Consider the following 16,638-nt stretch of genomic DNA (forward strand, 5'->3'; position numbering starts at 1 on the left):
ATCCAAATAGGGTCAAAGATCTCGAATAAATGGAAGGTTACATAAGCAATCGACACGATAAATGAACAAATAAAATAATAGATAATTGCTCCTCTTTTTTCCTGGCTAATAAATATACAAGAAGTGATTAATAAAAATAAACCACCAGCCTGTATTTCAAAGATTCCAACCATGAACTGAAAATTAGATAAAAATATCAATATGAGAATGATCACTGACAGTTTTAACCGATATGGATTCCTTTTATTCAGCAAAAAAGTAAGGTACACCCAAAAGAACCAACTAATCCAATAAAACATTGCTCCTGCCATCTCACTCACCTCCTATTATTTTCATTATTGGTAATCAATATGTACTTTCATACTTCCTTGAATAATATTTCTAATGTGATTCATCATATTAAGAGGAGGTGTGGATGAATGGGAGAAGACCGCCAAGAAAAAAAAATAAAAGCAAGCAGAAGAGTAGAGTCAGACCGAGATCAGGCATTGCACTACCCAGGTGCAACCAAACTTTCTAGCCCTGAAGAGGCACGTGGTTTAAATGATGGTAAAAGATAACCCTACCGGATTACATGTGAAGTGCAAAACTGTAAAAGCAGGAGTAATCTCACCGCCATATCATAAAAAATTAGTTAATGAAAACGTAGTATGAGACACAAAAAGAATGGCTCGAAGTTTTCTCCAAGCCATTCTTTCTTTTATGCTGTTTAAAAACCATTATGTGACTTGGACCTTAAGCCTTGCATTTGGACAACAGGCAATTTTCCTCTTGTCCTGTCCGAATAAGCCTCGTATTCGGACTATCATAATCAATATTCCGCTTGTCATGTCCGAATGAGCCTTTCATTTATACAATCAACAATCAAATCCACATAATGATCAGCTGCCATTATCAGCGTTTTTTTCTTATTGCAAGATCGGTTGCTTTAGTTGAAATAAGGAGAAACCTTAATTTGATTATCATTTAGTCAATATGAATATTAATAATGGCGTATAAAACTGAAAGCAGTTTTATACGCCATTTTCTATGTCATTTAACTGTTTTGCACCTAAAAACGGAACCCTTCAGCAAAAGACGAGAGCTCTTATTTAATGGAACGACAGCTGTATTGTTTCGTATCAATTCCTCTTTGATTTAACCAATGATAGGTTTCGCCTGAGATTATCAGCGGCACTTTTTTTAAATCAGAAATGTTTTTTGCTCCTAATGCAGTCATAATCATTGTTAATTCATTGTGCAGTGTTTCGATTTCTTTCTGTAATGCTTCTAAACCATTTTCAACTAGAATCCGCAAGAAAAAACCTGCCATGCCGATTGCATTTGCACCCATAGCGATGCCCTTGGCAATGTCATGTCCTGTCAAAAAACCACCTGATCCAATAATGGAAATTTTGTCAGAATATAATGCGGCTTCAATGATAGAAATTGGCGTAGGAATGCCCCATCCATTAAAAAATGGGAAACTTTTTTCTCGACGCTTATTTTCTATTTCTGCGAAATTTGTTCCCCCGGAGCCCCCAATATCAACCCCAGCGACGCCGACTTCTGAAAGAGTTTTTACTGTTTCCTTTGTCATCCCGAAACCTACTTCTTTAACAAAAACAGGAACATCTACCGCTTTAACAATTGTCTCAATTCTTTTTAAGGCACCCGAAAAATCTCGATCACCTTCAGGCATCGTTAGTTCTTGTATCACATTTAAATGGATTTGCAAGGCATTAGCCTCAATCATATTAATTGCGATTTTGGCATTCTCTGCTGTTGCTTCGCTGCCTAAATTAGCTATTATAATCCCTTGTGGATTCTCTTTTCGAACTATTTCATATGTATATCTTTCGCCCTTATCCTTTATAGCAGACATTTGAGACCCTACTGCCATAGCTACCCCAGTCAATTTTGCAGCCATTGCCAGTTCTTTGTTAATCTGATAGGTCTTTTCACCACCGCCGCCAGTCATCGCATTGATAAAAATTGGCGAACTTAAAGAAAGTTCGCCAATTGAATGGTCTAATCGAACATCGGTTACACTGATATTCGGTAAGGTTTGGTGAATAAATTTGATATCATCGAAAACTGTTGAACGGTTTTGCTGATTTTGCAGAGCAAAGCGAATGTGATCCCATTTTCGTTCAGATCTAGACACTTAAATCACCATTATTTTCTTAGATTCTTTAATTTATCTCCAATAACTTCACCAAGCTGGAAGCCTTTTGACTCTTCAGGAAGCTCATAATCAATGTTTTCCTCTACCTCTTTCTCAAGCAATTCTTTTATGCTCAATGATAGACGTTGATCTTGTTCATTCACTTCAAGAACTTTTACTTTTACAATTTGCCCTTCTTTTAAAACTTCATGCGGAGTTCCAATGTGCTTATGGGCAATTTGTGAAATATGAACAAGGCCTTCTACACCTGGAAAGACTTCGACAAAAGCACCATAAGAAACTAATCTTTTAACTGTACCATCTAAAATACTTCCCTTAGGTGCTTTTTCAGAAATATTGAACCATGGTCCTGGAAGTGTTTCTTTTATTGATAAAGAAATTCTTTCATTATCGCGATCCACACTTAATACCTTTACTTTGACCTGTTGACCTTCTTGAACAACATCTGATGGCTTATCAACATGCTCATAGGATATTTGTGAAATATGAACAAGACCATCGATTCCTCCGATATCTACAAATGCACCAAAATCAGTTATTCTTTGAACAGTTCCATCAATTACTTGGCCCACTTTAAGTTCATCAAGAAGATTTTGTTTTTGTTTACCTTTTTCTTCTTCCACAACTGCTCGATGTGAAAGGATTAAGCGGTTCTTTTCTTTATCAAGTTCAACAATCTTAAAGGAAAGCGTACGCCCTTTGTAATCGCTGAAATCCTCGACAAAATGTGCTTCTACAAGTGATGCAGGAACAAAGCCGCGAACACCAAGATCCACAACGAGGCCGCCTTTTACGACATCCTTTACTTCAGTCTCAAAAACCTCACCATTTTGGAATTGTTGTTCTAAGCTCTCCCATGCCTTTTCTGCATCAACTTTCCTTTTTGAAAGAATCAATGCTTCTTCCTCTACTTTTAAAACTTCAAGTTCTAACTCATCACCTTCTGCAGCTACATCGGATGCTTTTTCAATATGCAGACTTGATAGTTCACTAATGGGAATAATTCCATCTAGTTTACTTCCTTGAACAGCCACAAGCACCTGTTTTTCTTCTACTTTAGTAACTTGTCCAGTTACTTTGTCTCCAATTTCAAAGCTTTTTACTTCTACTTGATTTAATTCTTCCGACATATGTATTCCTCCTTAATCCATTTACTCTTAAAATCTATATATGATCTGATGAATGCCGCGCAGCAGACACCACATATAAAACAAACTTTAAAAGCAAAGAATATTCAAAAAAAATCCCTTTTTATTAACTTCTTACAAATAGACTATTTTGTCAAGCAGAACCTATTGGTGCTCTATTATAAGTTTATGAATTTCTGACATAATTAATTCAGTAACCTGATCCGCGGATGCTTTAGCTTTTCTCATTTCATCCATATCAATTGGTTTTCCATAAACCACTTTTAATCTCTTGAAACTTTTATACGGGCCAATGATTGCGCAAGGTACAACCATTGCCTCAGTCCTTAAAGCGAAAAATCCTGCCCCCGACAGCCCTTTACCTATCTCCCCAGTCTTACTTCTCGTTCCTTCTGGAAAAAGTCCGAAGACGTTGCCATCTTTAAGAATCTTTAAGCCAGTTCTAAGCGCCTCTCGGTCACTAAAGCCCCTTTTTACAGGGAAGGCATTACATTTTCTAACGATTCCACCTAGCAATGGGACACGAAAAATCTCTTCCTTTGCCATATAATGAACTGGACGAGGTGCCATGATTCCAACAACTATTGGATCAAAATTATGGATATGATTTGCACAAAGAAGAACGCCGCCTTCTTTCGGGAAATTTCCCACTCCGATAGCCTCTATCCTGTACCATGGTTTAAAAATAGTATAAACCACTGACCTTGCAAATGCATAAAACGTCACACTTATCCAATCCTTTCGTGCACCAGAGCCATTATTTTTTCTACAACTTCAGGAATGGTCAAAGAGGTTGTATCGATTTCAATTGCATCATCGGCTTTTTTCAATGGAGCAACTTCTCTCTCTGAGTCTATTTTATCCCTCAGTGCAATTTCTTCTTTTAATTTTTCTAAATCGGAAGGGAATCCTTTTTGTAAGTTTTCAATATGGCGCCTTTCAGCTCTTTCCTCAACACTGGCAAGTAAAAATACCTTTATTTCTGCACCGGGCAATACATGTGTTCCGATATCCCGTCCGTCCATCACTACACCACCTTTTGTGGCAAAAGCTTGCTGTCTTCTAACCATTTCTTCACGAACCTTTTGATGGATAGAAACAATAGAAACATTATTAGTTACTTCTGAAGAACGAATCTCTTGAGTGACATCTTTATTGTCAAGGTAGACTAATTGACCTTTATCTGAAGGCAGAAGTTTAATATCAGTAGATAATAGCATGTCAAAAAGAAGCGCTTCTTCTTCTAAATTAAGATGGTTTACGATTGCTTTATATGTCAAAGCCCGATACATCGCACCAGTATCGATATACATATAAGAAAGTTTTTCTGCCACAATTTTTGCCACTGTACTCTTTCCGGCTGCAGCAGGCCCGTCAATAGCGATTGATAATTTCTTTTCCATAAATCCTCCTAAACAATCATGGTTGTCTCATTTGTTGTCTTATTTTATTTTACCACAAGATAAAGAAATGCCTCTTTTTTTTAACTTTTTTGATCAATAAAAAATAAAGCAGGAACTCCTGCTTTATTTTTGCATTATTTTTCTCCCCCTTGAAAGGTTTGGAGAATTTCAGTAAAGGTATTTTTATTTACCCCTTCGTATCTTGTCAATTGTTTTATTTGCGGAAAGATATCTATTTGATGAAAAAATAATTGGGATAAAAAAAGAAACACAAACTGTATGATCACGACTTTAATGAGAAGACCTTCTACCCTCTTCATAACCATCACTCCAACATCATATCCATATATGTTTATTATTTACTCCCATAGTTGTTTTATTCTGGAAAGGAGATATGGCATGTTAAAGCATTGAAAAAAAAGGAAAAGCAATTGCTTTTCCTTAAAGAACATCTTCGTAAATGGCCTCTGCATTTTTTAGTTTATCAACTTGTTCTTCAAAACCATTTTTTGCATTTATAAAAATTCGATAGGTATCCTCACCAATTGTCCCAAGGAACTCATAACATAATACCTCTTCATTTAAATCGTTCACAATTATTGCTTGACGGTCTTCCATCACCTTTAAGTTAGGATTTATTTTTGCACGAGCTTGTTCCATTGTAATTGCAGGTTTTTCAATAGTTCTTGTCTGGAAGGATTTTAAATACTCCTCTGCCGACACACCAATAATATCTCCATTGTCCAGTGCTACTTTTACTTTCACCGCTTCAGGATAAATTCTTACTCCATTAATATTGGTAACAAAATTGAAGACTCCAATATTATCATATTGTGTACTCTCAAATACCTCTAAATCCTTAAATCCATTTTCCTTTAAAAAAGCAGCAGCCTTGTTGTCCGCTTCATTCAGACTTAAAACTTGTTTCTTTATATCCCGGTTATTAATAAACCAAATGGGGTGTCCGGCCTTTTTAGTAATATCCATGCTTGCTTCTTGTCCGGTTTGTTTATTTTTGATTGACACGCTATAAAACCCATAGTCGGAGCCTTTTCCGTTTTCAGTAACCTTTACCTGTGCATTGCTATCAAACTTCATATATTTTTTGGCTATCTGAATTGCCTCTTGACTTGAAATGGTTTTTCCTTTTATTTTCTTAAAATTTTCATCCTTTTTTTGCATATTCACAAAAGTTGGTCCAAAGTCGCTTTCCTCATAAGTGGAAACTGTTTTTTCGACTGTTTTGAAGCCATCAATGATGGTGTTGTCGGTTGATTCTTTGCCAGATGCAAGTGCTAATTCGACATCCATCCAGCGCAGGTTATTTTTCAATACCATGTGCTGAACATTTCGGAGCTCGTTCTGAATGTCACCAGATTGCTTATAAAGTACCTTTAATGTGTCGTACTCCTTATCTGTCAAAGGTTCTTTTTCCAAATCTCTAACGGCGGTTCGGTAGCTGAAGTTGCCGATATTAGCTAAAAACTCCTCTGTCTTATTAAACGGTAATAATGTTAATGGCAGCTGCCCAACATCACCATGTGCCTGCGAAGTAAGCCTCCACACTTCAATTAATGATGGAGACAAGGTAGCCTTAGAATTCATGGCCAACGTTGTCCCAATTTTATCGTGTAATATATCCATCCGGTAGGAAAGGTTATGGAAAGCCCGCTGATAGTTGTTTTCTGCGTTTAAAAGAATTGCATTTTTTTCTTGGTGTTCTTGGTAGCCCCAATAAGCTGTACCCGCAACACCTAAAGCAAGAACACCTATTAATATACCTCTAATCAATTCTATTCACCTCTCTACTTGCAAAAAATATGCTGACCAATTCGTTTGATTTGCGGCCTGCCCCATATCCAGCCACTAGTGGCAGTATTAGGGTTAAAGTAGTAAATTGCCTCACCCGTTGGATCCCATCCATTAATTGCATCTAATACCGCTTTTTTTGAAGTTTCATTCGGTGTCAACCAAATCTGTCCATCAGCAACGGCAGTAAATGCTCCTGGTTCAAAAATAACTCCGGAAACGGTGTTAGGAAATGAAGCACTATTTACCCGATTTAGGATAACCGCAGCGACCGCAACTTGGCCAATATACGGTTCACCCCTTGACTCTCCATGAACAGCGTTCGCCATTAAACGGATATCATTTTGTGTAAAACCACTTGGCGTGTTTGCTGCAGTTGGCTTTTTTGGTGCCGCTTTATTCGGTGCTGCTGGCTTTGGCGCAGCTGGTTTTGGTGCTGCTGGTTTTGGTGCTGCTGGCTTTGGTGCTGCTGGCTTTGGCGCAGCTTGATTTGTTGGCGCTTTATTTGTTGGTGCTTTATTTGCAGGTGCTTTAGGACTTGGAGCACTCTGCTTTCTTTGATCGACACCACCGTAATGAGTAAATTTCTTCCCGGATTTTATTTGCTTTTTTACAAATTGCTCATTGTATTTGCTTGCCTTGACTAGTTTTGCTTTTGTCGCTGCCCCCGCCAACCCGTCAATTGGCAACCCGTATTCATATTGAAAGTTTCTAAGCGCCCAATATGTCCCCCACCCAAAAACGCCATCAATTTTCCCGTTAAAATAGCCGATATACTGAAGCCTTGATTGCAGCTCAAGGACATCATCGCCAACAGCTCCTTTTTGGATTACCTGATTAGAAAAGGCATGGACCTCATGGTTCTCCATAAAAGATAATGGCACAGTGCAGAAAAAGATTAGGATGAAGTATTTGATTAGGTTGTTTTTCTTTTTCATGGAATTATTACCCCCATATGAATCTTTTTAGCATTAACCCCATTTTTTGCTTTATTGGTGTTTTTATTCCATTTAAAAAAGATTAATAAAAAAAACCCTTCATCAGGAATGAAGAGTCTTTTGTACAGGATATTGCTTTTTAAAATGATTAGCGCTCAAGATTTTCGCTTTTTTCACTTTTCGTAACCCAAACCACCATAGGAATATCATAAAAGGAAAAATAATAAACAGCCAATTTTCTAGTGAAATCAAAATAAAATCATAGAATCCATGTAAAATAAATGGCAAAAGCAATGAGAGTACTATCCACTTCGCTTTATTTCCTTCAGTGAACTTTGCTTTTCCAATATAAAAGCCCATAATAACCCCAAATAGGGCATGGCTTGATACCGGTAATAAAGCACGTGTCATTGCATGTTCAATTCCATTTGCAATTAAATAAAAGATATTTTCAACAGTAGCAAAACCAAGGGAAACGGCTACTCCATATACAATTCCATCAAATGGTTCATCAAACTCAACATGCTGATAAATAGCATAAAAAAGAATGAACCATTTAAAAAATTCTTCGAGAAGGCTTGAGCTTAGAAACGCATCGAAAAGATCCGATGTAAGCAAATGCTCTATTTCAAGGACATGCTGGATAAACATGATTGGAAAAACCAAAAGCGCTCCGTAAATAAATGTCCGAAGAACAAAGGAAATTGGCTCTGGCTCATATTCATCTTTTAAATAAAAATAACTAAGTAATGCCAAACCGGGGGCAACTCCGGCAGATAAAATTCCCAGCATGATGAACCTCTTTTCCAATCCTTTTTCTTTAGCCGATAGGAAAGTATAACTTTCCTATTAGGCATAAGTGCAACTACGCCTCTGTCTTCGCCTAACGGCTCGCCAATCGACGAGTTTTCTTTATCGTACCATGGAAACAGCGTAAAGAAAATGAAAGATTCATCCCAACTAAGGTGGTAACTAAATCAAGAAAACCCAAATCCAACAAGTAATCTTATTGAAATTTAAAAATTGATCGTCTCTATGCCGCTTGCCATTACTACAGCCAATTTAATTCTTGCCTTCTTTGAGTCATTATCACTCCCAAGGATTACACCCTTTTTATAAAGGTCAAAAGCACTACCCTCATAATCATAGGTTGTGTATACAGCCCCCTCTTCAGCACTGGTTGTAATAACTATTTTTATTCCATCTTTAATGGCCTTATCGATTTCTTCCATCATCTTAGGAGCCACCTGTCCTCTTCCTACTCCTTCTAGGACAATTCCACCTACACCTGCCTCACGAGCAGCCTTGATAAATTTCCCATCTGCACCAATATAGCACTTAATAATTTCTACTTGTGGGATAGTTGAATTAATTTCATAGTTTTCTCTCTTAATAGGTTTTTGAAAGACATGAACCTGGTCATTGTCAATAATACCGAGATAACCAAATCCAAAAGCATTAAAGCCTTGAATATTAGAGGCATGTTCTTTTTTTACATACCGGGCAGCAAAAATTCGTTCATTAAAAACGACAACAGTACCTGCATCATGTAAATCACTTGAACAAGCCGAATAAATAGCGTGCCTTAAGTTAATGTATACATCACTTCCTAAATCTTCAGGAGAACGCTGTGAACCAGTTACTACCACTGGTCTGTAATCACTAACTGTCAAATCCAGGAAATATGCTGTTTCTTCCATCGTATCAGTACCATGAGTGACAACCACTCCTGAAACTTCTTCATCTTTAAAATAATCCTCAATTTTGTTTTTTAGAAAAACTAAATCCTCAAAAGTTATATGAATGCTTGCCTTTTGAAAAACGGAGTCGACAATTACTTCAATGTCATTTGGTAAATTACACATTGCAGCGAGCTCCTCACCCGTTAAGGCACCTGAGGCTAATTTTCCTGAATCCTTATTTGGTTTACTTGCAATTGTACCGCCTGTTGTTAAAAGAACAACCTTTTTCATCTATAATCATCCCTTTGTTTCTTTTTCTAAAATTGAACGTGCAATTTGTCCGCCATGGAACCGGCCATTTTCAATGAATATTTCATTAGCATTATTTCCAGCCGCAATGACACCAGCAATATAGATTCCCTCGATATTCGTCTCCATTGTCTCTGAGTTAAAAAGAGGTCTTCCCGTTTCCTCATCAATTTTCACACTCATTTTTTTTAAAAATTTGTGGTCAGGATGGTAGCCGGTCATAGCGAAAACAAAATCATTTTTTATTGTCTTTTGTTGCCCTTCCTTGCTATATATCACTTGGTTTTCGGTAATTTCTATAACATTTGCACGAAACTCCATAACAATTATGCCGTTTCTCACTAAGGATTCGAATTCAGGAAGAATCCATGGCTTTATACTAGGAGAATATTCCTCTCCTCGGTACAAAACGGTTACACGTGCCCCTGCCTTTACAAGTTCAATAGCGGCATCGACACTGGAATTTTTTCCTCCGATCACACAAACATCTTTATCAAAATAAGGATGGGCCTCTTTAAAATAATGAAAAACTTTTGGTAAACCTTCACCAGGAACGTCCATGAAGTTAGGATGATCATAGTAACCTGTTGCAATGATTACAAAATTTGCACTATAGGTATTTATATCAGTATGAACATGAAATTGATCATTCTGTTTGGACACTTTTATGACTGTTTCAAACGCGTTTATACGGAGCTGCTTGCGCTTTGCTACCTCACGATAATATACAAGTGCCTGGTTTCTTTTAGGTTTATAACTATCTGTTACAAATGGCATTCCACCGATTTCTAATTTTTCACTTGTGCTGAAAAAGGTTTGATGTGTTGGATAATGGAATATAGAATTAACCACGTTCCCCTTTTCAATAATTAAAGGTTTTTTTCCAATTTCCTGTAATGAAATTGCGGCTGCTAAACCACAAGGACCTCCACCGACTATAATAACATCTTCTGATTGCAAAATGGTAACACTCCTTATATACGATTACATCTTCCATAAAAAAACTCCTACCTTGTATATGATAGGAGTTTTTTTATTATAATTCAATTCAAACTACTTAAATCCAACCTCTGAAGCGGCTTGCTTCTGCCATTTTTCTTACCCCGACCATATAGGCAGCAAGTCGCATATCAACACGTCGTGTTTGGGCAGTATCATAAATATTTTTAAATGATTTCACCATTACTTTTTCAAGCTTTTCTTCAACTTCTTCTTCAGTCCAATAGTAACCTTGGTTATTTTGAACCCACTCAAAGTAAGAAACAGTAACTCCACCTGCTGATGCTAATACATCAGGAACTAGAAGGATACCACGTTCTGTTAATATTTCTGTAGCCTCTAACGTTGTTGGACCGTTAGCTGCCTCAACTACGATGCTGGCACGAATATTATGGGCATTTTCTGCAGTAATTTGATTTTCAATCGCTGCAGGAACTAAAATATCGCAGTCAAGTTCAAGCAATTCTTTATTTGATATTGTATTATTAAACAATTTTGTAACTGTTCCAAAGCTGTCACGTCTATCTAAAAGATAATCGATATCAAGACCGTTTGGATCGTACAAAGCACCGTAGGCATCGGAAATACCAATTACTTTTGCCCCAGCATCGTGCATGAACTTGGACAAAAAGCTGCCCGCGTTACCGAAACCTTGAACAACAACTCTTGCACCCTCAATTTGAATGCCCTTCTTTTTAGCAGCTTCACGGATACAGATTGTCACACCTTTTGCGGTTGCAGATTCACGCCCATGTGAACCTCCTAATACAAGCGGCTTACCTGTGATAAAACCAGGAGAATTGAATTCATCGATTCGGCTATACTCATCCATCATCCAAGCCATTATTTGTGAATTTGTAAATACATCTGGTGCAGGAATATCTTTCGTTGGTCCAACAATTTGGCTGATTGCCCTTACGTATCCACGGCTTAATCTTTCAAGCTCTCTAAAGGACATATCACGCGGATCACAAACAATACCGCCCTTACCACCGCCGTATGGAAGATCAACAATGCCGCATTTCAAGCTCATCCAAATTGAAAGGGCTTTCACTTCTATTTCAGTCACTCCGGGATGAAAACGAATTCCGCCCTTTGTCGGCCCTACTGCATCATTATGCTGTGCACGGTATCCCGTAAATATTTTTGTTGATCCGTCATCCATTTTAACTGGAATTTTTACTGTCATCATACGTAACGGCTCTTTCAAGAGCTCGTATACCTCTTCAGGATAACCTAACTTCTCAAGTGCTTTATGAATTACTGTTTGTGTTGATTTCAACACATCATTCTTTTCCACTTGATTAGTCTTTTCTGTACCATTTTCGGCTACCATTTGTAATCCTCCTAAGAAATCTCTTTTACGAATGTTGTCCGCTTTCAGTCACAAGTATACACGTTTAATCGATTTATGCAAGAAAAAAAACACATATTTTCCTATTTTTCAGCATCAAAATGTAAACGCTGCCATTGATATTCGTAAAGGAATTTACACGATGGAATGGAAGCAATAAATCTTTAATAAAACATAAAAGGGGCTATGCGCCCCATTTGAATTAAATGATTCATGTCATTACTTAAAAAAATGCAGAATGGTTTCCACTGTTGTATGTTCGAGGATTTGTTTCCCATATTCAGTAAGCACAAATGGACTTAAAATAGAGGGGTTACCAAATTCTGATAAAATGCAAGCAGCCTTTTCTTTTTTAGCTGCATCTACTTGATCCATCAAAAGGTAATAGCGATTATGGAGTGAATAGAGGCTTCCACCGAATATCTCTATATTAGATAGCATTTTTGCAAGGTCAATAAGATCCTCAAATTCTTCAAACTCATATAATAGATCTTCACAGCCTTCAACCCTTACCTGCATTTCAATATACCCATCAAAAAGTAACTCTTCATCATCTTTTACTTCGTCAACCGTAATGATTAAGATCATTCCTTGTGCCTGAAGCGAGAAAATTTCAACTGCTACTGAACCATGAATATCAACATCAAATTCCTCACTTGCCTCTTCAAGCATATCATGAAATAGCTGATTCCATTTACTTGAATCCTTCCAAATTTCTTCTTTGGAAAGCCCTCTTTCAAACAAATCATCAGAGGTTAAAAAAATTTTTATTTTATTGGCCGTTAAGCGTTCTAAGCGCATGCTTTTGCCCCCTGCCGTGACATAACTCTTGTTTTCAGTCTATGCCTTAGGGTTCTATTGGTGAATTGTCTACATCATCCTAACTCTTCTATTCCTCGCTTCAGAGTAATAAGATGCGATTCAGCAGGCGCCCCCAGCCTTAAGGGGAGTGCGGTAGTGCCATAACCATTGCTAATGAAAAGAATTGTGTTTACTAATTTTTTGATTCCTCCTCTTTCATATGGACTATACCCGAAAATATGGATTTGTCCCCCATGAGTATGCCCGCTTAACACTAAGCGAATTTCGTGCTCAGGAAGAATCTTTTTTGTAATTGTCGGAAAGTGGCTGGCTAATATTTTGAAACTATTCTGATCTGCATCAAAAAGCGCTAAATCAAGCCGATCTCGTTCCTTACTCAAGTCATCCACACCAAGTAAACATAGTTTTTCCCCTAGCTCAGACTCGAATGTCACCGACGTATTATCTAACACCTTTACACCTAAATCGTGCATAATTGCATCTAGCTTACGAAAATCCACTTCATAATCATTGTTACCCCAAACAAAATAAACGGGGCCAATTTGCTTTAATTTCATTAAATTTGCTTTCACTTTTTCAAATGGAACCCCTTTTTCAGTTAAATCCCCTCCGATGACAACGAAATCTGCCTTCCCTTTTACTTCATGAATAACCTTATCTGAAATGATTCGCCTATGAATATCCGAAATAAAGAAAATCGTCACCTTGCCAAATGTTGCTGGAAAGTCTGAAAAAACTAATTCATGTACCATCACTTTATTTAAAAATGCTTCTCGTACCATATATAAAAGCAGGAGAAGTCCCCCTCCTAAAATAAACAGCCCAGCCCATAACAAACTCATTTTCTATTTTCCCCTTTTCCCTACTTATATTTCTACGGAAATCATACCATAAAGAATGCTTAAACTAAAAAAGACAAGCGTGTGCTCCCAGCCCAATTGGAAAAGGAAGATAAAGACTAAAAAAAGTCCAATACACTCCGAAATTAGTTGAATACCCCATTGAATGTGTTTCATCCATGCTTTTCTTAACTTATGTATTAATTCTCGAATAAATTTACCATTACAGAGAACTCCAATAAAACAAGCTATTGATGCTGCAAAAAACTTTATTGGATTTACAACAAAGGCAATAAAAAATTCAGAAAGTACAAAAGGATGTGTAATCGATATCCATTTGATTAGTAAATATCCACAAATAAAGATCACAACCAGCATCCCTATTCTTTTAAACATAAAAAATCCCTCCCATACAATGTATGAGAAGGAAATTTAATCTTTCCCTAATTCACTTTATTCGTCCTCTTGAATACTCAAAATTCGGAACCCATGTTCCTCAAGCTTCTTGGTAAACCTATCTATATTATTTTTCTTTTCAATCTTCATAACTATTCTGCGCACTAGTTTATCTGTTTCATCGAAAGTTACAAGAGATATGATGTGTTCATGGAATTGATGGGCAATCTCTGAAAGACGAGCAATTCGTCCTTCCGTTTCAACTGATGTAAAGGCAATCCTAACACCCGGACGATTTACACCAAATGCACTTTCGAATGAACTGATCACATCAGCACGTGTGACAATCCCAAGAAAATTTTTGTTCGCATCAACAACTGCTAATAAAGGGAAATCCTTTAAATCTAGAAGTGTTCTCTCGAATAATTCTCCGCCAAGTAAAAACTTATCTTGATGTGTAACAACATCTTTAACAAGGGTTGAGATTAAATATTCCTCTTTTTGTTGATTGGAAAGAAAATAGCTTTCATAAATGTTATATCTAGTAGCAACACCTATATACTTATCTCCTTGTAAAACGGGTAATCCATCAATTTGATGCGTCTCTAATAATTTCAAAGCATCTTCCAGTGTTACTTCAGCTTGTACAGTAAAACTTTCATGCTTGGGTATCATAATATTTTTTACGAACAATTCCCATCACCTCAACGTAGTAATCCTTACCTCTCCATTATACTTCGACAAGACTAAAAAAAAACCTTTAATATATTAACGATTTATGTCATGTAACAAGAAATATTTCATATGATTAATTGATGCTGAATATAGGGAGGGTTACTATGAATACTCATCATAAATCGTATCAGCCTTATGCGAGTCCCTTTGACCCTTGTCAACCAATAACTACAAAAACTTATTCCACCCCACCTCATTTATATATGAGATTTCAACCACCGAATCTTCCTCAATTTACACCGTATGAGGCACTAAGAGCCGGTACGCTGTGGAAAGACCTTTATGATCCATACTTCAACCCTTTTGAGATAGCTAAAGGGGGACTTTCAACATGAAACAGGTACCTGCGGAATATTATCAACTGATGGAACAGCTTCAAGCCGTCGATTTTGTTTTAGTCGAGTTAACCTTATACTTAGATACACATAATGATGACCTTGAGGCCATCCATCAATTTAATCATTATGCCAAAGAAAGAAAACGGTTAAAAAAGGAATTTGAAAGCCATTTTGGCCCCCTAATGCAATTTGGAAATAGTTACTCCGGATATCCTTGGAATTGGGATGATACACCATGGCCTTGGCAAATTTAAAAACGGAATCGCCCGTTTAGCGGCGTATGAACTAGACCGCTTCAACTGAGAAATAGGAAAATCGAAATGCGAAATTACCTTCGGAACAAGCACAGCTTGTTCCTGCGAGGATTATTCTAAGTAGCTTTCCTTAGTGCTCAGGGGCGATATAGGGAGAATTATGGACTGGCAAACAATGTGAAGCCAGAGATTAGTCTCCCTTAAGCGTACAGAAAGCAATAGCTTTCTGTAGCCAGGCATAAGACGACAAAGTTTAAAAAGGAGGGGGTCAAAGAAAATGTGGGTTTATGAAAAAAAATTACAATATCCTGTTCGGGTTAGTACGTGTAACCCAACACTTGCAAAATACTTAATAGAGCAATATGGCGGTGCTGATGGAGAACTTGCGGCTGCACTCAGATATTTAAACCAAAGATATACAATTCCTGATAAAGTAATTGGACTTTTAACAGATATTGGCACCGAGGAATTTGCCCACCTAGAGATGATTGCTACAATGGTGTATAAGTTAACGAAGGATGCGACACCTGAACAAATGAAAGCAGCAGGACTTGGGGCACATTATGCAGACCATGACAGTGCCTTATACTACCATAATGCCGCAGGGGCTCCTTTCACAGCTACCTATATAACCGCAAAAGGGGATCCTATAGCTGACCTATATGAGGATATTGCAGCAGAAGAAAAGGCAAGGGCTACTTACCAGTGGTTGATTAACCTGAGTGATGACCCAGATATCAATGATAGTCTGCGATTTTTACGTGAACGCGAAATTATCCACTCCTTGCGTTTCCGAGAAGCTGTCGAGATTTTAAAAGAAGAAAGAGATAAAAAGAAAATTTTTTAACAAGAAAAAGCATAAGCGCACGTATAGCGGCGTATGGACTGAAGGTCTATGACCTATCGAAGGGAAAAGAATCGCAGTGCACTAGCCGCTGAGCGCTTAAGCTAGAAAGTTTTCAAAGGTCAAATAGCCTGCTTCTTATTTTTTTTCGTGATAAAGGTTAATATCGTACTTTTTTTTCATTAATTCAAAAACAATATGGCGGTTCTTCCATTCCTCTTCTTTTTTCCATAAATCCTTGCTTCGATCGACAATTTCGCACCTTAATTCCTGGTACTCCTTTTCCTTTTTCTCCTTTTCTTGTTTTAACAGATTCATTGCACCAAACCCAATAATAGAAATCCCGATCAAAAACATAGCCACAACGTCATTTAATGAAGCTGATAACATGGATAAAAAGGAATAAGAATAATGTTTGACGATTGTTATATTGAAATAAATAATAAAAATAAAGGCAAAAAAAAGGGTTATATAAATCGATAAATAATGCCACATTTTAACGTCATCAAATTTCTTCTTCCTTTTCCTTACATTTTCTAACATTTGTTTTGTTGCTTTATCTGTATGTTCAAGTAATTGGATTGGAGAATCCATTTATTAT

21 protein-coding genes are annotated in these 16,638 nt (G+C 37.1%); 4 read left to right on the top strand and 17 right to left on the bottom strand.

What is annotated here, in order from left to right; genetic code table 11:
* Positions 1-311: YphA family membrane protein (locus V7150_RS17110; protein WP_420490306.1), on the bottom strand; the 311-nt coding region annotated here is incomplete at its 3' end.
* 108 nt (positions 312-419) lie between these two features.
* Between V7150_RS17110 and V7150_RS17115 the strand changes: the two genes are divergently transcribed.
* Positions 420-560, top strand: a complete 141-nt coding sequence (locus tag V7150_RS17115) for a YpzI family protein (protein ID WP_283919239.1) — start codon at positions 420-422, stop codon at positions 558-560.
* 527 nt (positions 561-1,087) lie between these two features.
* On the opposite strand, the gene fni is transcribed toward V7150_RS17115, so the two are convergent.
* From fni to V7150_RS17190, 15 genes are all read right to left on the bottom strand, one after another.
* Positions 1,088-2,146 (bottom strand): type 2 isopentenyl-diphosphate Delta-isomerase, encoded by a 1,059-nt coding sequence (fni, locus tag V7150_RS17120; protein ID WP_335520823.1) that lies wholly within the window; start codon positions 2,144-2,146, stop codon positions 1,088-1,090.
* Between the two features lie 11 nt (positions 2,147-2,157).
* On the bottom strand, positions 2,158-3,297 hold the full coding sequence (gene rpsA, locus V7150_RS17125) for a 30S ribosomal protein S1 (protein WP_335520825.1): 1,140 nt from the start codon (positions 3,295-3,297) through the stop codon (positions 2,158-2,160).
* A gap of 162 nt (positions 3,298-3,459) precedes the next feature.
* Positions 3,460-4,041, bottom strand: a complete 582-nt coding sequence (locus V7150_RS17130) for a lysophospholipid acyltransferase family protein (protein WP_335520827.1) — start codon at positions 4,039-4,041, stop codon at positions 3,460-3,462.
* A gap of 2 nt (positions 4,042-4,043) precedes the next feature.
* Complete coding sequence (gene cmk / locus V7150_RS17135; RefSeq protein WP_335520829.1) at positions 4,044-4,718, bottom strand: (d)CMP kinase; 675 nt, start codon at positions 4,716-4,718, stop codon at positions 4,044-4,046.
* 134 nt (positions 4,719-4,852) lie between these two features.
* On the bottom strand, positions 4,853-5,038 hold the full coding sequence (locus tag V7150_RS17140) for a YpfB family protein (protein WP_335520831.1): 186 nt from the start codon (positions 5,036-5,038) through the stop codon (positions 4,853-4,855).
* A 121-nt stretch (positions 5,039-5,159) separates the two neighbouring features.
* The gene (ypeB, locus tag V7150_RS17145) at positions 5,160-6,509 is read right to left on the bottom strand and encodes a germination protein YpeB (RefSeq protein ID WP_335520834.1); all 1,350 of its coding nucleotides are present in this window, start codon (positions 6,507-6,509) and stop codon (positions 5,160-5,162) included.
* 14 nt (positions 6,510-6,523) lie between these two features.
* Positions 6,524-7,465 (bottom strand): spore cortex-lytic enzyme, encoded by a 942-nt coding sequence (sleB, locus tag V7150_RS17150; protein ID WP_420490307.1) that lies wholly within the window; start codon positions 7,463-7,465, stop codon positions 6,524-6,526.
* A 102-nt stretch (positions 7,466-7,567) separates the two neighbouring features.
* A complete protein-coding gene (prsW, locus tag V7150_RS17155) occupies positions 7,568-8,257 on the bottom strand; it encodes a glutamic-type intramembrane protease PrsW (RefSeq protein WP_335520836.1) in 690 nt (229 codons plus the stop codon).
* A 224-nt stretch (positions 8,258-8,481) separates the two neighbouring features.
* Positions 8,482-9,438, bottom strand: coding sequence for an asparaginase (locus V7150_RS17160; protein WP_335520838.1), 957 nt, complete (start codon positions 9,436-9,438; stop codon positions 8,482-8,484).
* A gap of 6 nt (positions 9,439-9,444) precedes the next feature.
* Positions 9,445-10,416, bottom strand: a complete 972-nt coding sequence (locus V7150_RS17165; protein ID WP_335520840.1) for a YpdA family putative bacillithiol disulfide reductase — start codon at positions 10,414-10,416, stop codon at positions 9,445-9,447.
* A gap of 97 nt (positions 10,417-10,513) precedes the next feature.
* A complete protein-coding gene (locus V7150_RS17170) occupies positions 10,514-11,791 on the bottom strand; it encodes a Glu/Leu/Phe/Val family dehydrogenase (protein WP_335520842.1) in 1,278 nt (425 codons plus the stop codon).
* Between the two features lie 237 nt (positions 11,792-12,028).
* Positions 12,029-12,610: a genetic competence negative regulator gene (locus V7150_RS17175; RefSeq protein ID WP_335520844.1), complete on the bottom strand. Its 582-nt coding sequence runs from the start codon at positions 12,608-12,610 to the stop codon at positions 12,029-12,031.
* Positions 12,611-12,684: 74 nt separating this feature from the next.
* Entirely contained in the window at positions 12,685-13,473 is a 789-nt protein-coding gene (locus V7150_RS17180; protein ID WP_335520845.1) for a metallophosphoesterase, read from the bottom strand.
* Between the two features lie 24 nt (positions 13,474-13,497).
* Positions 13,498-13,866 carry a hypothetical protein gene (locus tag V7150_RS17185; RefSeq protein WP_335520846.1) on the bottom strand — a complete coding sequence of 123 codons (369 nt, stop codon included), beginning with the start codon at positions 13,864-13,866 and terminating at the stop codon, positions 13,498-13,500.
* A gap of 57 nt (positions 13,867-13,923) precedes the next feature.
* Positions 13,924-14,559 carry a CBS domain-containing protein gene (locus V7150_RS17190; RefSeq protein ID WP_335520847.1) on the bottom strand — a complete coding sequence of 212 codons (636 nt, stop codon included), beginning with the start codon at positions 14,557-14,559 and terminating at the stop codon, positions 13,924-13,926.
* A 146-nt stretch (positions 14,560-14,705) separates the two neighbouring features.
* Here V7150_RS17190 and V7150_RS17195 point away from each other — a divergent pair, with 146 nt between their 5' ends.
* The 3 genes from V7150_RS17195 (at position 14,706) to cotJC (ending at position 16,040) form a co-directional block, all read left to right on the top strand.
* On the top strand, positions 14,706-14,936 hold the full coding sequence (locus V7150_RS17195; protein WP_335520849.1) for a spore coat associated protein CotJA: 231 nt from the start codon (positions 14,706-14,708) through the stop codon (positions 14,934-14,936).
* Positions 14,933-15,193, top strand: a complete 261-nt coding sequence (locus tag V7150_RS17200; protein WP_335520851.1) for a spore coat protein CotJB — start codon at positions 14,933-14,935, stop codon at positions 15,191-15,193. The genes V7150_RS17195 and V7150_RS17200 overlap by 4 nt, the downstream gene beginning before the upstream one ends.
* A gap of 277 nt (positions 15,194-15,470) precedes the next feature.
* Positions 15,471-16,040, top strand: a complete 570-nt coding sequence (gene cotJC, locus V7150_RS17205; RefSeq protein ID WP_335520852.1) for a spore coat protein CotJC — start codon at positions 15,471-15,473, stop codon at positions 16,038-16,040.
* 135 nt (positions 16,041-16,175) lie between these two features.
* Here the strand turns inward: cotJC and V7150_RS17210 are convergent, their stop codons facing one another.
* Complete coding sequence (locus V7150_RS17210; protein ID WP_335520854.1) at positions 16,176-16,631, bottom strand: DUF2663 family protein; 456 nt, start codon at positions 16,629-16,631, stop codon at positions 16,176-16,178.
* Positions 16,632-16,638 lie beyond the last annotated feature (7 nt).

This window comes from Neobacillus drentensis (assembly GCF_036965245.1).
Lineage (GTDB): Bacteria > Bacillota > Bacilli > Bacillales > Cytobacillaceae > Neobacillus > Neobacillus drentensis_G.